This is a genomic window from Nostoc sp., from assembly GCF_036916575.1.
Taxonomy (GTDB): Bacteria; Cyanobacteriota; Cyanobacteriia; order Cyanobacteriales; family Nostocaceae; genus Nostoc.
Genome location: NZ_JBALGC010000139.1, coordinates 58,932 through 79,408 on the forward strand (window position 1 = coordinate 58,932; position 20,477 = coordinate 79,408).

The 20,477-nt window shown below is 42.5% G+C and carries 16 protein-coding genes; 10 read left to right on the forward strand and 6 right to left on the reverse strand.

What is annotated here, in order from left to right; translation table 11 throughout:
* The first annotated feature begins 88 nt into the window (after nucleotides 1-88).
* From pgmB to V7L29_RS31050, 8 genes are all read left to right on the forward strand, one after another.
* Nucleotides 89-3,130, forward strand: coding sequence for a beta-phosphoglucomutase (gene pgmB, locus V7L29_RS31015; protein WP_334737900.1), 3,042 nt, complete (start codon nucleotides 89-91; stop codon nucleotides 3,128-3,130).
* Between the two features lie 734 nt (nucleotides 3,131-3,864).
* Entirely contained in the window at nucleotides 3,865-5,214 is a 1,350-nt protein-coding gene (locus V7L29_RS31020; RefSeq protein WP_334737901.1) for a PAS domain-containing sensor histidine kinase, read from the forward strand.
* A 384-nt stretch (nucleotides 5,215-5,598) separates the two neighbouring features.
* Nucleotides 5,599-6,036, forward strand: a complete 438-nt coding sequence (locus tag V7L29_RS31025; protein ID WP_334688814.1) for an RrF2 family transcriptional regulator — start codon at nucleotides 5,599-5,601, stop codon at nucleotides 6,034-6,036.
* 172 nt (nucleotides 6,037-6,208) lie between these two features.
* Nucleotides 6,209-6,601 carry a pentapeptide repeat-containing protein gene (locus V7L29_RS31030; protein ID WP_334688815.1) on the forward strand — a complete coding sequence of 131 codons (393 nt, stop codon included), beginning with the start codon at nucleotides 6,209-6,211 and terminating at the stop codon, nucleotides 6,599-6,601.
* 102 nt (nucleotides 6,602-6,703) lie between these two features.
* Entirely contained in the window at nucleotides 6,704-7,192 is a 489-nt protein-coding gene (locus V7L29_RS31035; protein ID WP_334688818.1) for a DUF2243 domain-containing protein, read from the forward strand.
* Between the two features lie 102 nt (nucleotides 7,193-7,294).
* A complete protein-coding gene (locus V7L29_RS31040; protein WP_334737902.1) occupies nucleotides 7,295-7,903 on the forward strand; it encodes a DUF4129 domain-containing protein in 609 nt (202 codons plus the stop codon).
* A gap of 118 nt (nucleotides 7,904-8,021) precedes the next feature.
* Nucleotides 8,022-8,201 (forward strand): hypothetical protein, encoded by a 180-nt coding sequence (locus V7L29_RS31045; protein WP_334689237.1) that lies wholly within the window; start codon nucleotides 8,022-8,024, stop codon nucleotides 8,199-8,201.
* Between the two features lie 217 nt (nucleotides 8,202-8,418).
* A complete protein-coding gene (locus V7L29_RS31050) occupies nucleotides 8,419-9,405 on the forward strand; it encodes an alpha/beta fold hydrolase (RefSeq protein ID WP_334689238.1) in 987 nt (328 codons plus the stop codon).
* Nucleotides 9,406-9,600: 195 nt separating this feature from the next.
* Here V7L29_RS31050 and V7L29_RS31055 read toward each other — a convergent pair whose 3' ends face one another.
* The 3 genes from V7L29_RS31055 to V7L29_RS31065 form a co-directional block, all read right to left on the reverse strand.
* Nucleotides 9,601-10,881: an aspartate aminotransferase family protein gene (locus tag V7L29_RS31055; RefSeq protein WP_334737903.1), complete on the reverse strand. Its 1,281-nt coding sequence runs from the start codon at nucleotides 10,879-10,881 to the stop codon at nucleotides 9,601-9,603.
* A 292-nt stretch (nucleotides 10,882-11,173) separates the two neighbouring features.
* Entirely contained in the window at nucleotides 11,174-11,344 is a 171-nt protein-coding gene (locus V7L29_RS31060; RefSeq protein ID WP_334689240.1) for a hypothetical protein, read from the reverse strand.
* A gap of 225 nt (nucleotides 11,345-11,569) precedes the next feature.
* A complete protein-coding gene (locus V7L29_RS31065; RefSeq protein WP_442944298.1) occupies nucleotides 11,570-13,357 on the reverse strand; it encodes an ABC transporter substrate-binding protein in 1,788 nt (595 codons plus the stop codon).
* Between the two features lie 586 nt (nucleotides 13,358-13,943).
* Here V7L29_RS31065 and V7L29_RS31070 point away from each other — a divergent pair.
* On the forward strand, nucleotides 13,944-14,963 hold the full coding sequence (locus V7L29_RS31070) for a potassium channel family protein (protein ID WP_334689242.1): 1,020 nt from the start codon (nucleotides 13,944-13,946) through the stop codon (nucleotides 14,961-14,963).
* A 535-nt stretch (nucleotides 14,964-15,498) separates the two neighbouring features.
* Here the strand turns inward: V7L29_RS31070 and V7L29_RS31075 are convergent.
* The 3 genes from V7L29_RS31075 to V7L29_RS31085 all read right to left on the reverse strand — a co-directional run bounded on the left by V7L29_RS31075 (nucleotide 15,499) and on the right by V7L29_RS31085 (nucleotide 20,039).
* A complete protein-coding gene (locus V7L29_RS31075; protein WP_334737905.1) occupies nucleotides 15,499-18,060 on the reverse strand; it encodes a TonB-dependent siderophore receptor in 2,562 nt (853 codons plus the stop codon).
* A gap of 198 nt (nucleotides 18,061-18,258) precedes the next feature.
* Nucleotides 18,259-19,287, reverse strand: coding sequence for a helix-turn-helix transcriptional regulator (locus tag V7L29_RS31080; RefSeq protein ID WP_334737906.1), 1,029 nt, complete (start codon nucleotides 19,285-19,287; stop codon nucleotides 18,259-18,261).
* A 194-nt stretch (nucleotides 19,288-19,481) separates the two neighbouring features.
* Nucleotides 19,482-20,039, reverse strand: coding sequence for a methylmalonic aciduria and homocystinuria type D protein (locus tag V7L29_RS31085; RefSeq protein ID WP_334737907.1), 558 nt, complete (start codon nucleotides 20,037-20,039; stop codon nucleotides 19,482-19,484).
* A gap of 170 nt (nucleotides 20,040-20,209) precedes the next feature.
* On the opposite strand from V7L29_RS31085, the gene V7L29_RS31090 reads away from it, so the two are divergent.
* Nucleotides 20,210-20,443, forward strand: coding sequence for a hypothetical protein (locus V7L29_RS31090; RefSeq protein ID WP_334737908.1), 234 nt, complete (start codon nucleotides 20,210-20,212; stop codon nucleotides 20,441-20,443).
* The last annotated feature ends 34 nt before the right edge of the window (nucleotides 20,444-20,477 follow it).

Genomic DNA, 20,477 nt, shown 5'->3' on the forward strand with positions numbered 1-20,477 from the left:
CCCCTCTGTTCTCCAGGAGTTCTTTAATTTTGAATTTTGAATGCGTGAATTTTGAATTGATTTGTCCCCAATCCCCAATCCTCACTTTATGCACACAAAAGGTCGTTCTCGCCATTTTATTTACACAGACTGGATATTAATCGAAACCCAGTTTGACCCTGAGCAATTGCAATCTAAAGAAACCGTCTTTACAATCGGCAATGGATACTTGGGAACAAGGGGGAGTTTTGAGGAAGGTTATCCTCATGGATTGCCAGCTACTTTTATCCACGGTGTCTACGATGATGTGCCGGTGGTATATACTGAACTGGTAAATTGCCCTGACTGGCTACCCTTGGTAGTGATTGTAAATGGCGATCGCTTTCGTCTCGATCAAGGTGAGATATTGCGCTATGATCGGCAACTTGATTTGCGTAATGGACTACTGATCCGTGCCTTGCGTTGGCGCTCTCCCAGTGGGAACACCATAGATATAAGCTTTGAACGCTTTGCGAGTCTGGCAGATCCGCACGTATTGGCGCTACGCTGCAATATAACGCCAGTAGATTTTGATGGGTTAATTGAAGTTCAAGCTAGCATTAACGGCTATCCAGAAAATCAGGGTTTCAATCACTGGGAAGGACTAGACCAGGGCAAGACCGACCACGGAATCTGGTTGCAACGCCGCACCCGCAACTCTCGAATTGAACTCTGTATGGCAGCTAAGGTAACAATATCAGGCGCTGAAGCATTTTTGCAAGTTAGTACCGCACCTGGTTATCCTACCTTGAGTACGAGCTACCAGGTTAAAGCGCAACAGACCGTTACGGTAGAAAAAATCGTCACAGTTTTTAGCTCACGGGAGATTGAAACACCAGTCCCAGCAGCTCAAGAAAAACTCGCGCAACTGGCAGACTACGCAACATTACTAAAAGCTCATGAACAGGCATGGGATGAGGTTTGGGAGCAAAGTGACATCCTGATTGAGGGGGATAGTACAGCTACTTTTGCTGTTCGTTACAATCTGTTTCAACTGCTGATTGCTGCCCCACGGCATGATGAGAAGGTGAGCATTCCTGCTAAAACCCTTTCTGGGTTTGGCTATCGCGGTCATATATTTTGGGATACAGAAATTTTTATGCAGCCCCTGTTTCTGTTTACGCAACCAGCGATCGCCCGCAATTTACTCAGTTACCGTTGGCACACTTTGAATGGAGCTAGACGCAAGGCAGCCCATTACGGGTATAAAGGGGCAATGTTTGCCTGGGAAAGTGCTGATACTGGTGATGAAGTAACACCACGTTGGGCTATCGGCAGTGATTTTTATGGTGAAGACGTGCGGATTTGGTGCCGCGATCGCGAAATTCATATCAATGCAGATATTCCCTACGCCATTTGGAACTACTGGCAAGCCACTGGTGACGATGAGTGGATGCAAAGGTGCGGCGCAGAGATTATCTTAGATGCCGCTATTTTTTGGGGTAGCCGGGTCGAATTCAATTCTGAGGGCGAACGGTATGAAATTCAGGGAGTGATTGGAACGGATGAATACCATGAATTCGTCCACAACAACGCCTTTACAAACCGGATGGCGCAATGGCATCTAGAGAAAGCGATCGCAGTTTATGATTGGTTGGTTGACAATTTCTTGGAACGAGCCACCGAACTAGAACAGAAACTAAAACTCACCCAACAAGAACGAACGCACTGGCAAGAGATCATCGACAAAATATTGTTTCTCTATGACCCATCAACAGAACTAATCGAGCAGATCGAGGGATTTTTCCAATTGGAAGATGTCAACTTAGCAGAATATGAACCACGCGATCGTTCCATGCAAGCCATCTTGGGTATGGATAAAACCAACAAGTCTCAAGTACTCAAGCAGCCAGACGTATTAATGCTCCTATATTTAATGCGAGAATCAGCAGATTTTCCCTATAACGAAAAAGCATTACAGACAAATTGGGACTACTACGCACCCCGCACCGATATTACCTATGGTTCGTCCCTTGGCCCAGCAGTTCAGGCCATCTTAGCTTCAGATTTGGGCAAATCAACCGAAGCTTACGAACAGTTTATGCAGGCGTTAATGGTGGATCTTGAAGATAACCGAGGTAACACCAGCGATGGAATTCATGGCGCTAATGCAGGTGGCATTTGGCAAGCTGTAATTTTTGGGTTCGGCGGCATCCAACTAACTGAAAATGGCCCCGTAGCCAATCCCCACCTGCCCCCTGGCTGGACGCGCCTGAAGTTTAAACTGCACTGGCGCGGGAAATGGCACGATTTCGATCTGCATCGGGGACAAGTCGCCCAAGACACAATTAGTCAACTAAAATCTTTCCAACTTTCCCTCTCCCCAAATCCCCCAAATTCCCAGTCACAAGCTTCTGAACACCAGACTTCCCCTGCCTTCTCTGCCTCCTCACCCCCCCCACTCCCCAGTACAGACGCGATTAATCGCGTCTGTACTCACTCCCCCAACATCCAAGGATTCATTTTCGACCTAGATGGTGTGCTAACAGATACAGCAGAACTTCATTATCTAGCTTGGCAGAAGCTAGCAGATGAAGAGGGTATACCGTTTAATCGGCAAGCTAACGACGCGCTGCGGGGTGTATCCCGTCGTGCTTCTCTGATGCTGATTCTTGGGGATAGACCGTATTCGGAAGCACAAATTGAGGAGATGATGGAGCGCAAGAATCGCTATTATGTAGAATTGATGCAAAATATGACGCCCAAGGATTTGTTACCAGGTGCGATCGCCTTCTTGGATGAACTGCGGCAAGCTGGTATTAAGATAGGTATTGGTTCAGGTAGCAAAAATGCCCGCACAGTGATCGAGCGATTGGGCATTGCTGATAAAATAGATGTGATCGCTGACGGTTATAGTGTACAGGAACCCAAGCCAGCACCCGACTTATTTCTATACGCAGCCAAGCAGCTAGAACTTGAACCAGGGCAATGTGTGGTTGTAGAAGATGCCGCAGCAGGCATTGACGCGGCTTTAGCTGCTGGTATGTGGGCAGTAGGACTGGGCCCTGTTGAACGAGTTGGAGCCGCTCATATTGTTTTGCCCAGCCTAGCAGGCATCAAATGGGCAGATTTAAGAGCCAAATTAAGCAACATTGCCAGACAAAAACATTAAAGGACTTCCAAATAAAATTTGTTAGAAGTCCCTAACCCAATTAATAAACAGCCACAGGAGCAGAATTGTGGTGTTCTGATCTGCGTCTGCGACTCTCAAAGACTGATTAACGGAGTTCTGAGCCTGATTACAGCAGTTTTCATGTATTTGAACCACATTTTTCGTAGGGGCACAGAAAAAGCTCATAGGTGTCAACTTAACGTATAAGCTAGATTTGGCGAACTTTCCAGGTTTGACCCTCACCCCCAACCCCTCTCCCAATTTTGGGAGAGGGGAGCAAATTCTCTAGTTCCCCTTCTCCCAATTTGGGAGAAGGGGTTAGGGAATGAGGGCAAAACGTCCTCTCAAAGCAGATTTTTTCTTAAGTTGACACCAATGAGCATTGCTGTGCCCCTACTGCTTGGTCTATTTACCTGAAAATAGCTGTAATCAGTATCAAAGACTGATTAATGGAGTTTTGAGCCTGATTAATCAGTATCAAGCTTACACCAAGCTGCATTCTAAAACAGATATCCTCTGCCACTCCATTCCGCGTTAGGGGTTACTGGCATTAGACCTTTGCCTATGTACTCCCTACTTCTTGATCAACAGTTATTAAATCTATGACACGGAACTTAAATGTAAAGCAATTAAACTGATAATTGATGACTATTATATTCCAAAAGCTAAGATCATCTAAGTAGGGAATCTAAAATAAAACCCAACTTTAGATGTCCAAAATTAGGAGTAAGAGCGTGAATTTGGACGATTTAGCCTTACTATTACAGAATATGCGTAAGCGCGTCGCCCTTTTGCAACGCCAGAGTGAGCAGCAAAAAGCACAGGAAGATATTGAACTCGTCGCCGCAGTATTCCAAGAAATCCACCTAGCTTTGGAAGAACTGCAAATAGCTAACGAAAACCTACAGCAGCAAAATGAAGAGTTATTCAATGCTCAACAGGATTTGGTGGCACAAGGTCAACACTATCAGGAACTGTTTGAAGAAGTACCAGACGCCTATTTGGTAACTGATCCAAAAGGGGTAATTCAAGAAGCTAATTCTGCCGCCACTACCTTACTAAACATTTCCAAGAGTTTGCTTTTGGGCAAACTCCTGGAGATTTATGTGGTTGAGAAAGAAATGATAGATTTTCATTTGAAACTAATTCATCTGCGCGATTATGCCGAAATCTCAAAGTGGAAAATTCAAGAGTGGGAAGTAAACCTGCAACCGTATAAAAGAACGCCCATTATCGCTGCAGTTAAGGTGGCTGCTATCCGTAATCAACAAGCTAAGTTAGTTGGTCTGCGCTGGCTATTGCACGACATTAGCGAAAGCAAGCGAACCCAAGCCAAGCTGCAATGGGCAGAAGAGGCGATGCGACAAGCGTTGGTAAAAGAAAAGCAGTTTAGTGAACTCAAATCCCGCTTGATTACCACCATCTCCCATGAGTTTCGCAACCCTTTGGCTACCATCCACTCTTCTGCGGAACTACTAGAACATTATCGCCACCTATGGACAAAGGAGCGACAAAATATCCACCTGCATCGTATTCAAACATCAGTTATGCACATGACCCAGTTGTTGAATGATGTATTGGTGCTGAGTCAGGATGAAACACGCTCCTTAGAGTTAAATCCAACACCCCTAAATTTGATGGAATTTTGCCGTGATCTATTAGAAGAATTAGAACAGAGCGATCGCTCACAACATGGGATCATTTTTAGTAGTGAGTGCCAATCCACCGCAGCTAACTTAGACGCTAAACTACTGCGGCAAATCTTGAGTAATTTATTCTCGAATTGTCTAAAATACTCTCTTATTGGTAGCAAAGTTAAGTTTTCTGTCACCACTGCCAACGATCAAGCTATATTCCAGATTCAAGACTCTGGTATTGGCATTCCCTCTTCTGACATTGAACACATCTTTAAACCCTTCCATCGCGCCAGTAATGCAGGCAATATCCCAGGAATGGGATTGGGGATGTCCATCGTCAAGCAGGCTGTAGATTTACATGGCGGCGAGATTATTGTCGAAAGTGCGATCGGCGTGGGAACTACCTTTACAGTTATTTTGCCATTTTCGAGAAATTTGTACATATAGCGGCTTCCACTAATGCTGCTTTTATTTCTCATTGGTTTGCTATTCAATATTATTGCTTTCCAATGGATGCGTAAACGCCCAGCGCCTGGTCGCCAAACATCACAATTTCAGGCTAATAAGCTGCAATAATCACTGACACAATTTGGTTAAAACGAGACAGACTAAGCTTTTAAGTCAGTTTTACCTTAGGAAGACTGTACAATAATCAATAATTTTTATTTATTGAAATAACAAACAAAAATAATTGCTTCTATCCTGAAAGGTCTTTAAAGTGAAGTTAGCCGGTCAATAATAAGTTGATTGTAAAGTTTTTCTTAGCAGTAGCTTAGGGAAACCAACTCAAAAACTTTGTATCTTTAAATATGAGTTCAAAATTTTACATTTGTGGTCATCTCTAACAAATCAGAATACGCACTTCTAGCCCTGTTAGAGTTAGCAACCTGCTACCCTAACGGTGATGCCTTGCAAATTCGAGAGATAGCGGCATTGCAAGACATACCAAACCGCTATTTGGAACAACTCCTGGCAACATTAAGACGTGGAGGTTTAATTAAGAGTATACGCGGAGCCAAAGGTGGCTATGTTTTGGCACGAGACCCTGGTAAGATTACAGTGTTTGATGCTTTTAGCTGCATGGAAGGGTCAGATATTGTTGTCTCTAATTGTGAGCCGACTCCCAACACGGTAGAAGGTGAGCTAATTCAAGAAGTCTGGCAGGAAGCACGTCAGGCTGCTAACTCCGTTTTGGAAAAATATACACTTCAAGACCTTTGTGAACGAAGAGCAATCCGAAAGCAGAAGGAACTGATGTATTACATTTAGCAAGGATGAAGTGGGAGAATTTTCATCCTTAATAAGCTGTTCCACAAAAACCAAAGCATATATTGGGCGCTCGTGTCGCCCACCCCACAAGAAATGTACAATTTCAAATTATCCAAACTAGATGTGGTTTAGCTTATCAAAGTAATAACGAGATAACCTGTGAGGCTGTTATATGCCTGAAGCCAATTCTCAACAACCCATAAATAATGTTGCTACTCTTGTGGAGAGTTATGCAGCCGGAAAACGGGACTTTAGTAAAGCAGAACTGGGCAATGCTGATTTGCAGGGCATTAACCTCAAAGGATCTGACCTCAGTTATGCTGACTTGAGTGAAGCTAACTTGAGTAGCGCTAATTTGAAGGGAACTGACCTGAGCTTTGCTGATCTTGGTCAAGCTAATCTGAAGGATGCTGATCTTAGAGGAGCATTATTGATCTCAGCGAATCTTTACCAAGCTGACCTCAAAGGAGCGAACTTGAAAAAAGCAGACTACGATCGCAGCACCCATTTTCCTCAAGATTTCGACCCAGTGAAAGCGGGTATGCAGATTAAATTTGATTTGTAAATTCTTAATTTCAGTTGAATGATCGTACTTGCCTCAAAATAGAAGATTTTTCTCCCAAAAGATGTTGTATTTTGGTAAGAAAGCCTATCTATGAGGTTGACAATGGAGGCAAAAAGTGAAACCTTCAATCGGCGCGCACCGTTAATTACTGCTGGAATTTGTCTTGGTGTGGGTCTGGGAGGATTTCTTGATGGAATTTTACTGCATCAGCTCCTCCAGTGGCATCATATGCTCAGTAGCATTCGACCTCTGACAAACACGGCGAATACAGATTTGAATATGGTATGGGATGGGTTATTTCATGCCTTGGATTGGGTATTCACCGTGGTAGGACTTGTGTTGCTATGGCGTGCAGGAGGGCGTGATGATGTTCCTTGGTCATCACAAACCTTTATTGGGTCAATATTAATTGGGGCTGGGTTGTTTGACTTTATTGAAGGTTTAATTGACCACCAAATTCTCGGTATCCATCATGTGAAACCAGGCCCAAATCAGTTAGTTTGGGATCTAGGATTTCTTGCATTCGGTGCGCTACTTATTGTTATCGGCTCGATAGTGATAAAAAAAGAGTCAGTAGTCGATAGTCATTAGTCATTGGGCATGGGGGCATGGGGCATGGGCATTGGTTATTAATTCTGCTCCCCTGCCTCCCCTGCTCCCCACTCTCTACTCCCCACTCCCCACTCCCTACCTATGCCTACAGATGCTTTTGAAAAAACTAGCTGGAATTGGCAGTTGTCTCAATTTCAACAACAAGTGGGAGAATGGTGGGAATACCAGTTTTACCGCTTTGAACAGGCTCTGCCAGAATTACCTACTGGATGGTCGATTAGCCCTTGGCTAGTCCAGTTGCTAAAATTCCTCTTTTGGCTGGTAATAGGCTTATTTATAGCTTGGGTGGGTTGGCGATTATGGCGAGAATTCAGTCCTTATGTATATTCTTGGCTAAATAGAAGTAGCAATTTTACTGATTTTCGCGTAAAAAATCGCTCTAGTGAGTCATCCATAGCCCTTTTGTTGGAGCGATCGCAAGAATTTTACCGTCAGGGTAACTACCGTGAAGCTTGCCGTTGTGTGTATTTAGCGATGTTGCAGCAGTTGGATCAAAACGCGATCGCACCCCACAAACTCAGCCGTACAGATGGAGAATATCTGCAATTGCTGCGATCATCTGTGACTCCCATACAGCCTTATGAAACTTTAATTACCACTCACGAGCAATTATGTTTTGGTAATGCTGAAATTTTGCCGGATAATTATGAGCAGTGTCGGCAGGCTTATCGGGAAATTTCCCCAGAATGAAGAGAACGCAGGGATAGGAATACTAAATACATAGCTAAATACATAGTTAAAAAAATCAATACGCCTTTTGCAAAAGTCCCTGTGACATGAGAAAAGTAGTAAAAGCGTAGTGCCTTATATGACCTACAAACAGGTGAAAAGCTTGAAAGAAGAAGACTTCAAACGGTTGTGTACAGTGCTAAAGCGAGATTTAAACCAGATGCTTGAGGTTGTGCGCTCAGGCGATCGCCACAAACGCTTATATTGGGCGACGTGCAAAACTCAACTTGGAAGACCAATTATAAATGACATTCAGTAAAGCGAAAAGTTTTCCACCTTGATCCCTTTGTGCTAGATAATGGTGACGTGTTGGAAAGAAGTAGAGAAGATACCGTTGGCAATAATTTTTTACTCTTTTGATGATAAACCTCATTAATTAGTTTTCAGTGAGGGCAGCATCAAACTTTTTAACTTTTGTAGTTCATTTACCAACATGAAAAGAGCTGCTTCAACCCTAAAAAAGGAATTGAGGAAATATGACCTTAGTAACTCACCGTTTCATCGAAACCAACGGTATCAACATGCATATTGCCGAGCAGGGGCAAGGTCCATTGGTGATCTTGTGTCACGGCTTCCCAGAATGTTGGTATTCCTGGCGGCATCAGTTATCGGCATTAGCGGAAGCTGGGTTCCACGCGGTAGCACCAGACCAGCGCGGCTATGGACAGACCTCAAGACCGGAACCAATTGAGGCATACCATATTTTCCAGTTGGTTGGTGATATTGTTGGTCTGGTTCATGCGCTGGGTGAGGAGCAAGCAATCATTGTTGGACACGATTGGGGCGCACCTGTTGCCTGGTATTGTGCCCTACTCCGTCCAGATATCTTCCATGCTATCTCTCTGCTGAGTGTGCCCTATCAACTCCGCAGTTGGTCAGACATTCGACCGACAGAAGCAATGAAGTTGATGGCAGGCGAGCAGGAGTTCTATCAACTGTACTTTCAAGAACCAGGTAAAGCTGAGGCGGAACTAGAGTCTGATGTTCGCGCTACCATACGTGCAATTCTCTACTCCGCCTCAGGAGATCCACCACCAGAAAAACGTTGGCGCTTCCTGTTTAACAAGTCGGAGAAGCCAATAGACACAAGTTACGCATCGGAGCAACTTCCGGCTTGGTTAACAGACCAGGATATCGACTTTTTCACCTCTGAGTTTGAGCGGACTGGTTTCCGGGGCGGGTTGAACTGGTATCGAAACATAGATAAAATATGGGAACTAACACCGTTTCTTAGCGGCGCAAAGCTGCGCCAGCCAACATTGTTTGTAGCGGGAGAAGTAGATGCAGTGATCACAATGTACCGTGAAGCATTCGACACCCTAGAGGAAAACGTGCCCAACCTGAAGCAGAAGGTATTGCTCCCAAAGGCTGGTCATTGGATTCAGCAAGAACGCCCAGTCGAGGTTAATAGATTGCTCATCGAGTTTCTAACAGACCTCCAAATCCACAAGTCGATTACCTAAAAGTTCGATTAGTCTCAGATATACGTTTAAATTGACTATTCGCTAAACGGTACAAAACAAGTCTATTAACTCTTACTTACTTGTCCCACGCATTTAGGACTTTTGCAAGAGGTCTAATAATTTTAGTGACAATTAATTTAAAAGTGAGAAAAAGCGAGAAATAGGCATAAAGACTTATCCTCGCTTTTTGATTATCTAAGCTGTGAGAGTTGCGATCGCCTTGTCTACAGCTTCCAAGGCAGTGTTTACTTCCGCCTCTGTGACAATTAGCGGTGGCACAAATCGGACTACTTTTGGCCCGGCTGGTACGAGTAATACGCCCTCGTTGATGGCAGCATTGACGACATCGGCTGCGGTTAGCCCAATGTCAGATCCCAACTCCAAACCGTTGATTAAACCCCATCCCCGAACTTCGCCAACCTGCTGAGGATATTTAGCTGCGATCGCCCTCAATCCAGATCGCAATTGTTCACCCCTGTCTTGCACATTCTGCAAAATATTTTCCCGCTCCAATGTCTGACAAACACTGAGTGCGACACCACACACAAAGGGATTTCCGCCAAAGGTGCTGGCGTGTTCCCCTGGTTGAAAAACATCACAGAATTTCTTGCTCATCATTGCACCAATGGGAATACCGCCACCTAAGCCTTTGGCACTAGTGAAGATATCCGGTTCAACGCCGAGATGTTCGTAACCCCACAATTTGCCACTGCGCCCCATGCCAACTTGCACTTCGTCGAAAATCAACAAAATGCCAGTTTCATCGCAAATTTGCCGGAGTTTTTTGAAATAAGCAACATCTCCTGGACGCACACCGCCTTCTCCCTGCAATGGCTCAATCAGAATTGCTGCTACCCGATAATCGCCTTCATCTAACTCGCTAATCGCTACTTCCATAGCGTTAATATCGTTGTAATTTACGTAGTGGAACCCAGGAACCAAGGGATCAAAGTACTTTTGATACTTCGGTTGTGCAGTAGCGGTAATCGTTGCCAAAGTCCGCCCGTGGAAACTGGCATTGGCGGTTAAAATAATCGGTTTTTCAATGTCTAATACTGTGTGGGCATATTTCCGCGCCAGTTTAATTGCGGCTTCGTTAGCTTCAGCTCCAGAGTTGCAGAAAAATACGCGATCGGCACAGGAATGATCAACGATCCATTTTGCCAATTCACCTTGCTCAGGGATGTAATACAAATTAGAGACATGGTGCAGCTTTTGGATTTGGCGTGTCACCGCTTCTACCATAACTGGGTGGGCGTGTCCCAAAGTACAAGTGGCAATTCCAGCCACAAAGTCTAGATATTCTCGCCCCTGTGTATCCCAAACCCGGCATCCAGCACCCCGTTCTAGGGCTAAAGGAAACCGGGCGTAGGTAGACATGACAGCTTCATTAAAGCTATCTGCATCAAAGGGACTGGATGCTGACCCTGAATCTGGGGGGATGGTGGCTTGGTCAACGAGAGTTTGTAGGCTCACTACCGCTCCTCCTGAAAGTTTTTCATTATATAGTTATTTACTAGTTTCCTAGAAATCCTTAAAAATTACTTTTTATTTAGTACAACTTGTACTTCCTTTTAGGCTAACGCTTATATAACCTCAAACGCTTGGCGGTGGTGAAAAAAAACTTTGTACTCAACACTTGAGCAATAGGTAGTTTGCGTAGGTGCAGCCCGTCGTAGGTATCGCAAGTCTTAGGTAGAGTCTAGTTCAGGGGTTTTCTCACTGATGTCTAAGCCTGACTCGTCGCTAGTCTGTGGTTTTAATGGTGCTAGGACACATGAGGAAATTTCCCTTGCTGTGTGCGGGAAAACTCCAAGGGAGCTAAGTACAGCATTTCATTAATTCGTAGCGAATTAAATTTGGCAATCCCTTGCAATGTCAATGCATCTTGATGCATTGTTAATGCGTCCCCCTGCAATGCCAATGCATCTTGATGCATTGTTAATGCATCCCCTTACAATGTTAATGCGTCGGCCACATTGTTAATGTGTCTCTTTACAATGCCAATGCATCAGGATGCATTAAAAACGCTACGCTTTTACGCAAAAAGGAATAATCATTAAGTGCAAGTTTATGGAGAATTGGTATAAGAGAGTTGGAAGTTCTTGAGGGTGATTTATACGAATTATGAATTAGTTATAATACCTTAAATCTCTGGTTGGAATTATTTTTCTGTGATTTTCAGTTCATCAATATTCCATAAAGTTTCCCCCAAGGCAGAAAATTTGATGGGATTGACACGTTCACGCACCGCCTCAAACGAGATTGGATTCACAAGGCAGAATATGGGCAACTGTTCCGCCACAATTTGCTGAAATCTGTCATAAATCGCCTTGCGCTTGCTCTGGTCTAGTTCTTTGAATCCGGCGTGGAAAAGACTGTCAATTTCTCTCTCCCAATCAGAAACTACCCATCCTTGCAATGGGGGTTTTCCTGGTAGAGCACCTTGGTTAAACTGATGAAATGAGCCTTGACTAGTCCAAAATAAAGATAGAAGATTAGGTTCAACATCTGCACCGTCAACACCAAACGCACCGACATAACAATCCCAATCTCGACGAGAGAGTAGCTTTTGCAATACTATGTTAAAACTGACTACCTGCATATCTGCTTTGATACCAATTTGACTGAGGTCTTGTTGGATTTGAACTGCAGCATCGATTCTTGATTGCTCTTCTGATTTCACTAAGAGATTGAATTGCACCCGATTTCCATCTTGGTCTAACAGTTCTTTTTGAGAGTTGTACCTAAAACCAGCCTCTAACAACATCTGCCTAGCTTTCTGAGGATTATAATCATAAACTTTTAACCCTGCTGCTGGGGACAAGTAATAGGGACTTTGAACAGCAATTGGCGAATGTTGTATTTCACCTAAACCGCGATAGATATTAGTTTTAATTCGGTTGCGGTCAATGGCATAGGCAACTGCTTGCCTAAAAACTAAGTTATTAAACCATCGAGATTTGATCGGGTCTATAAAAGGCTTACCTTTGGAATTACGAGCTTGGTTGAGATTGAAACCCATAAGGCTAAAACCTTCAGTCGGACCACCATTGTAAATAATGAATTTTCCTCGCTTTTCCTCTTTCTTGAGTAACCCAAATACTGCTGGAGTCACATTCAAAGTATCCAGTTCCCCTGAGCGAAATCTTTGTAACTGATTTTCTGTAGAAGAAATAATTTGCCAGACAATCCGTTGAATATAAGGCTGAGGATGTCTTTGAACATCTTTGCGCCAATAATAGGGGTTACGTCGTAAAATTACCCGTTCAGCAGGAGTATAACTTTCTATTTGGTAAGGGCCATTGCAGATAATTTTTCGCGGATCAGTATTGGTTCCCCACATTGAGAGAAACTGAGGATTACCATTGGCATCATTGGATAGTACAGAAGCACGCAAGGCATGAGCTGGCAAAATTGCTAGTTTTTCAGCGTATCTCAAAAAAGGGGCAAAAGGTTCCACAAAAGTAAACTCAACTCGTAGATCATCTAGTTTCTGCACTGATGGGAAAGTTTCTGTGTTGCCAATACGCAAAAAATCTCTATATAAAGTGGGAATTTTTTTATTCAGATAAATGTCCCGATATGTAAAGACTACATCATCTGCCGTGAGAGGTTCACCATCTGACCATTTCAACCCTGTTTTTAAAGTAAAAATAATTCGCTTTTGATCAGCAGATATTGACCAAGATTCCGCCAGTGCAGGCTCCAACTTAGTAGTTATAACATTCTCATCGAGCAATCCCTTATAAATTAAAGAAAAAACACTGTATGGAGAATCATTAATCGCAAAGTTAAAAGTAGTCGGGTCATTTAGCGAAACTAGAACTAATTGAGCTACCTGAGATGCTTTGCTTTTCATCTGTGTCGGGTGACAGCTTGTAAGCAAGAAACAACAACATAGCAGCAAACCAATTATCAAATTCAGAGGTCGAACAACAGCAGCAATCATCTTTAGTTATTTACCATGCAGCTACTATCTACACAGTACAGTATGGTGATTCATCAGTACTAGAACAATGTCAGTAGACCGAAAAATTCTGCGTTAGCGTAAAACCTACGGCATAGCTTCGCTTACCGCGCAGCGTTCCGCAGGAAAGCTCACCGTTGGCGTAGCCTCTCGTAGAGAAGATATCGCCTATAGTGGGCGCTTTGGTGTAGTGACCTGCAACAGCTGATTTTTACCAAAAAAACCGTATTGCTTAATACAGTTTTTTTGATAATTCCCTTGGGCTTGTATCATCAGTAAAGCTAATAAATTAATCGAAAAAGTAATACCAACATTATCTTTGAAACATACGGTATATCAAGGCTTTTACTGCCTTTTTGCATAAGTCCTGGTAAAGTTAAAGATAAATATTTTAAGTCTTAGAAGTATTGAGTTTGGACTATTAGTTTGGATAACTTGTAGTTTAAATGTACTAAAAAGAAAGAATGGTATAAAGTTAGTAGAAAACTAAAAAAAGTAGGCTAAAAGTACTATTGTTACGTCATTCTCAACACTTGAGCAAAAATATCAACGTATCCAAAAGGAGTTAATGGCTGGGGCGATCGCTCTTGGCGGGGTTTTCGTCATTGGCACTTTGTGGTATTGGTTAGTGGAGGGCTGGTCATGGGAAGACGCGGCTTACATGACAGTGATCACTTTAGCGACTGTGGGATATGGAGAGATCCACCCAATGGGTAGCCGAGGACGATTGTTTACAATTGCCCTGATTTTGTTAGGTGTAGTGAATATCGGTTACATTGTCAATAGATTTACAGAAGCGATCATTCAAGGCTACTTTCAAGAAGGAATTCGGCTACAGCAGCAGAGGCGGTTAATGGAATCCCTGTCAGAACATTACATCATCTGTGGATTTAGTCGGACTGGTCGTCAAATTGCCAAGGAATTCCAGGCAGAAGGTGTACTTTTTGTGGTGATTGATTCGGAGATGGAATCTATACAAAGGGCGCAGATGGAAGGTTACACGGCATACCAAGGTGACGCTACCCTAGATGACACACTTTTGAAAGTTGGTATTGAAAGAGCGACTTGTATCGTTGCAGCACTTCCTTCAGATGCCGAAAATTTATATATTGTTTTATCAGCAAAAACACTGAATACGGGAATTCGAGCGATCGCCCGCGCAAGTACAGAAGAAGCTTTGCAGAAGTTACAACGCGGTGGTGCAGATGAAGTGATATCCCCCTATATTACTGGTGGGAAGCGCATGGCTGCTGCGGCTCTCAGACCCCAAGTATTGGACTTTGTAGACGGGATTTTGACAGGTGCAGACCGCCAATTGTATATGGAAGAATTTTTACTCGATCCGATTTTTTGTCCCTTTGTTGGTCAAACTTTACAAAAAGCGAGATTGCGATCGCAAACTGGGGCATTGGTTCTGGCAATTCGCCGCCTTGATGGGACTCTCATCGGTGGCCCCACTGGCGATACGATGTTAATGCCGGGAGATCGGCTAATTGGGATGGGTACAGCTGAACAGTTGCGTGACCTTAACCAAATTCTCGGCCCAATTGGTTCTCAGAAATTGCGTAAACCTAAGAATAATAACTGATAAGTACTTAGTACACTCAAGGAGTTGATAGCAATTTCTAATCAATTGCCGAGTTCTCCTAAATCGTCTTCAGCTAAGTGAGTGGAACTCTGGCACAAATTGAATTACTGGTTCAAGCCTAATTCTTCACATGAACTGCAAACAAGCCAAATCCAAGAATCTTAGGCAAAAGATTGCCTATAAATGGCAGTTGTAGGAGCAATGAAGGCTTGGACATCTGGCGATCATCTAGTGCACTCTTGATAATATGTTGCTGCATCGATGACTGGAACGTTTGAATAAAACGAGTAAGAAGCGCCCGACGCCTCCAAAAGTACCGTAATGCAACGGGGAAAATGAGTTGAGTATAACCTCAGCGCGGGTTGGATTTAATCGATCTTGTATTCGCAGCACTTTGCTGCTGAAGATGTTAAGCGATCGCTCTGTTGAGGTAATGCGATCGCCTAAAGCCTGCGGCATAGCTACGCTTAGGGCGCAGCATAACAACAGAAGTGACTTCCAAAGAGTATCATCTAGAATGACTGATAGCTGTATGTCAAAACTCCCAAGAAATCGTTCCTTGAACTGTAAACGGTGCAGCCGGATTGGCTGAACCAAAAAATGTGCCCTCGAAATATCTGACACTAAATAGGTTCTTGAAGTTAACAGATGCTCTCAAGCGATCCTTTTTGTAGAAAATAGCCGCATCAGTACGTACATAACCAGGTACAGTGTAAGAGTTATTCAGATCTCCATAAGCTTTGCTAGCTGCAAAAATGCCTCCACCAAAACCAAACCCTTCTAAAGAACCTGTTTGAAATGTATAAGTTGTCCACAATGAACCAATATTTCGCGGTGTCGTAGCCAGAGCATTTTCGACTGGAAAGGTATTGTCTTGAGTGATTTCTGCATTCGTATAAGCGTATGAGCCAATCACTTTCCAACCAGGTAATATTTCTCCAGCGATATCCAACTCAATCCCACGAGCGCGTTGTTCACCTACCTGAATTGAAAAATTAGGATCGCTGGGATCAACAGTTAATACATTGGTTTTGTTAACTGTGTAGAAGGCTAGGGTAGAGGAGAGACGACCATTTAAAAAGTCTCCTTTGATACCGACTTCGTATCCAGTTCCCCTTGTAGGCTCAAAAGCATCACCGTTCTTAGCGGTACCACTGACAGGATTAAACGAGCGACTATAGTTGGCAAACAATGAAATTTCTTTTGTCGGTTGGTAAACGACTCCCACACGGGGTGAAAATGCATCACTATCTGTGACTGTGGTTGAGGAATTGAGGAGATCTTGTGTTTTGGAATGATAAGTGTCAAATCTGCCACCAACAAGGAGTTTGAGATTATCAAAAACACTTATCTGATCTTGAAGGTAAATTCCGAAAGAGTTGTCATTCTCTGTGCTATCGTAATCCGGTTGATATGGATCATAAGAAAAGTTGTAAACAGGATTAAAAATATTAATACTACCAGCATTTCCGCTTTCGCCCTTCTGGGCTTGATACAATTTACCAAGTTCTACACCCAACAAAACTGTATGCTTGACAGAGCCAGTTTTGAATTTAGCAGTTAAGTCATTCTGTAGAAAATAAGTTTCAAAATAACCATTCCTGGCATTACCCGTAAGATCAAGAATTCCGTTGTTACTAGCACTAAATCCCTCAACGTCAAAACGATTATTTGTGTATAATTGAGTCGTCACCCGAAAAGCAGTACGCAGCGATAAATTCTGATTAAAGTTATGATTTAAAGTCAGGTAGGTTTTTGATTCATCAGCAACTAATTGATTTCTTGGATCGCTGAGATAGCGGCTAATCGGAATATCTGCAATTTTATTACCAATTGTCACTAGCCCACGATCTAGAGGATTTTCCACGTGGAGATATTCACCTTCCAAAGTTAGGTTTGTATTGTCACCAATTTTCCAGGTGATTACAGGAGCGATTAAAAATCTTTCTGTGTGTACAAAGTCGCGGAAACTTCCAGAATTTTCGTAGGCAATGTTAAGACGATAACCTAATTTTCCGTCCTCTGTTAATGGACCGGAAAAATCTAGTGTAGGGCGATAAAAACTATAGCTACCTGCGGTAAAACTTAAATTGTAATAGGGTTCAGCTAATGGCTTTTTTGTTACCACGTTGATGACACCCGAAGGTTCCAAGCGTCCAAACAATACGGAGGCTGGTCCTTTGAGGACTTCAACTCGCTCGATATTGGCACTGTCTCGAAAGGTGCCAGTAGAGTAATAATCGTCAAGGAAACCATTTTTGTAAACGTTGGCATCGAATCCCCGAATTATGTAATTGTCATTAGTATTACCAGTAGTGCTTGAAATTGCCACACCACTCACATTGCGGACTGCTTCGTTCAGACGAACTGCACCTTGATCTTGAATCACGGTTGCTGGGATGACTTGAATGGACTGGGGAATGTCGCGTAGAGGAGTATCGGTTTTGGTTGCAGTTGATGCATCGGATGAATTGTATCCATCTTGCTCACCTGTCACTACCAACTCAATTGGTTGATCACCAGATGCTGATGGTTGAATTGGTTGTGTTTGATTACCTGGCTGTTGTGGAGGAGTCGGCTGAGTTTGTGCTTGAGAAGATGGGGCTGGTGTAAAACCAAACACTAAACCCTCTGGGTCGTCAAATAATTCAACCTTTGGGCTACTTGCTTCTCCTATAACTATCACCCGAATACTACTAGCATCAAGCGCTGTTACAGTTACACTAACAATACCTTTAACAGGATTCTCAGAGCGAAACTCTTTACCATCTGGCAATTCCAAAACAACATTCGGGATATCTGCAATGAAGCTATTACCCTCAGTTTTGGCAATAGGTTTGAGTGCTTCCCCAAGAGAAGTTTGTAAAACTAATTCAATGCCCGTACTTGTGCTATTAAGCTTAACACCTGTAACTTTAACAACTTGGCTGACAGGTTCCTGTACTAATAGTGAAGCCACTTTATTGACATAATCATGCTTATATGAAACGAAATTTTGCTTTGAGACTTCGCTGCCAGTTGCAGGTTGTATCAATATTGCAATCAGAGTAAATACAAAACTAACCAAACTTATCCCACTTTGTCGCTTAGATTTCATCTAATTTTCTCCCCACTAACCACAAATGGTTATAGATAAATTTGCTAGTTAGCTAATAGAAAGAACTTACGTGATTTTCCAGGCATAAATCAACTCAACCACGGAGATTTTGATCCATTGCGGGAGAGTCGGCTTTTGACTTTGAGTCTATAACCTCCACTTCAAAGCAGTTTTGGGGATATTGAAAGAAAATTAAAATTACTCGAATATTTTCTTCCCGGCTTTACATTCAGAGGGACTCACACCAAACTTGCGTTTAAACCCAGCAGCAAAATGACCAGGGTTCGCATATCCCACTGCATTTGCAACCGCAGCTACACGCATTTTTTCGTCTTGCAGCAACTGTCTAGCTATTTCCATGCGATGATTATGCAAGTAACCAAAGACTGTTGTACCAAATACTTCACGAAATCCAGTTTTTAATTTGTTGTCATTTATACCTACCTGCCGCGCCAAATCTAATAGCGAAGGAGGGTTTTCTTGTTGAAAAATCAGAATATCTCGGGCGTGGCGAATCTTCTCAATATCTTTTGGTTTAAGAGTTATAGATTTAACAGATGCATTTTCAATTTTTGTCAGTTGCTCTAATTTCAAAGCAATTAATTCTAAACATTTAGCCTCTAAATAAATCTGTTTGGTCATACCTTGAAATGGGCAATTAATAATTTGTTGAAGCGGTAGATACATCGCTGAGGTGAGTTTATTATTTTCAATATAACTTTGTTGACTCTTGCCTTCAAGAAGTTTGATGAAATCTGGCGGTAGTTCTTGATTTACGCAGCGCACAAAACTATTTAAAACCTCTGAAGATTTAAGATGTATATCAACTTTTAAAAAATGCTCATTTCTAAACCAAGTCTCAACAAAGGCATCATAATCCTGCCCACTGGGAAAATCCCACTGTAAAAAATTTTCTCTACCGCTTTTCTTGTATGGAAAATCTAATCGATTAGAACTATAACTACCTGATAAATTAAAACCAAATTCTATCCCTTCAAATTCATCTTGACCAGCTTCAAATACTATTTGTAAATCATCGTGATATTTCTGATTAATAATCAACAGACTAATATCTCGTAATTCAATCCAGCGCTCGTATCCTATACCAAACTGCTCAGGATATGAGTAGATAATGTCAGAAGAATCTAATGGATCTGGATAGTAAGTACTTTTATTTAAATTATACCATCTATCTTGGAACTCAGCTTGTGAAATAATGTTCGCCATTAATGTCTTGGTACTGCTAGCTCTAGATATAGATTAACATTTATAGAGAATTGTTCTCAACTAGCTGGTTGACTAAGTTAAAATATAGCGAATTGCAATTGAGTGAAGTACACCCGTCTCCAACCTTTTCAAAGGAGATCACAAAGAAATAACCAATGACCAATGACCAATGACCAATGACCAATGACTAATGACTAATAATCAATTTCTTTCCACCCATGCATGGCTGCTATACCTTTTGTAACCCATTCGATCACAATTGGCAGAGCTTCTGATATCAAGATACTAGGATAAACTGCTGCACCCCAGTCGGGATGCACTAGTACACGGCATTGATTTTTAATCACTGGATAGTTGAGCAAAGCTTTGACAACTGCTGTGTCATCATGTGGAATTGCTCCGGGATGAGACAGTAAAGGATAGCCTGTACGAGGGTCGATTAGGTCTGTTAAATAGCCGCGATCGCGCAGATTAAATGCTAAATCGCAGCCAAATCTCATAAACTTTTCTCGCAAGCGTTCTTTCTCTGTCTCTACTTCTGCTGTCTTTTCGACTAGTAGATAACGCGATTGTTGTAAGACAATCACTACTCGTAAAAATGGCTGCTGTTTCCAATCTGGTAATATCCGTTCGCAGTTGGTACAGATATATTGACTGGGAGCATGAATTGAAATTTGAACCGCTTGTCCCGTTTCGTCAACTAAATTAATGGGACAGGCTTGCTCCGAAGTGTAAACTCTGGGATAGTTCACTAAATTGATTCGGTTTATGCAAGTTTTTTAATTTAATCTCCGGTATAGATGATAACTCTTAAAAGTTCCAAAAAATCATCAATTTCCTATAATATATTACTTTTTTTGATAGCAGTTGTTAATAATTTGATAATTTTAATCCGAATTTTATCCTTTATTAACCTGTTCTCATGGGATTTGCTGCGATCGCTGTAGGCATTGGCATAGGTGCAGCCTATGGTAGACAAGCGATGCCTATGGCGGGCTACGCCTACGCTCCTGAAATATGTTCGCTCCAAATCCCAATAAATAACCTGCATCTGATAAGAATTTGCAGTCAAAACCAAAATAGTATAACTGTCAGCAAAGCTGGATTAACCAGGCGTCTGGTGAAGCAAAGCGTGTTGGTGTTTTGCCAAAAGTAAGCAGAAAAAACAAAGGTAATCGTGTCTGCCAGGA

Coding starts and splice junctions, on each gene's coding strand:
- pgmB (WP_334737900.1), top strand. CDS start 89: ATGCACACAAAAGGTCGTTCTCGCCATTTTATTTACACAGACTGGATA.
- V7L29_RS31030 (WP_334688815.1), top strand. CDS start 6,209: ATGCCTGAAGCCAATTCTCAACAACCCATAAATAATGTTGCTACTCTT.
- V7L29_RS31035 (WP_334688818.1), top strand. CDS start 6,704: ATGGAGGCAAAAAGTGAAACCTTCAATCGGCGCGCACCGTTAATTACT.
- V7L29_RS31040 (WP_334737902.1), top strand. CDS start 7,295: ATGCCTACAGATGCTTTTGAAAAAACTAGCTGGAATTGGCAGTTGTCT.
- V7L29_RS31045 (WP_334689237.1), top strand. CDS start 8,022: ATGACCTACAAACAGGTGAAAAGCTTGAAAGAAGAAGACTTCAAACGG.
- V7L29_RS31050 (WP_334689238.1), top strand. CDS start 8,419: ATGACCTTAGTAACTCACCGTTTCATCGAAACCAACGGTATCAACATG.
- V7L29_RS31060 (WP_334689240.1), bottom strand. CDS start 11,344: ATGCATCAAGATGCATTGGCATTGCAGGGGGACGCATTAACAATGCAT.
- V7L29_RS31065 (WP_442944298.1), bottom strand. CDS start 13,357: ATGATTGCTGCTGTTGTTCGACCTCTGAATTTGATAATTGGTTTGCTG.
- V7L29_RS31070 (WP_334689242.1), top strand. CDS start 13,944: ATGGCTGGGGCGATCGCTCTTGGCGGGGTTTTCGTCATTGGCACTTTG.
- V7L29_RS31075 (WP_334737905.1), bottom strand. CDS start 18,060: ATGAAATCTAAGCGACAAAGTGGGATAAGTTTGGTTAGTTTTGTATTT.
- V7L29_RS31080 (WP_334737906.1), bottom strand. CDS start 19,287: ATGGCGAACATTATTTCACAAGCTGAGTTCCAAGATAGATGGTATAAT.
- V7L29_RS31090 (WP_334737908.1), top strand. CDS start 20,210: ATGGGATTTGCTGCGATCGCTGTAGGCATTGGCATAGGTGCAGCCTAT.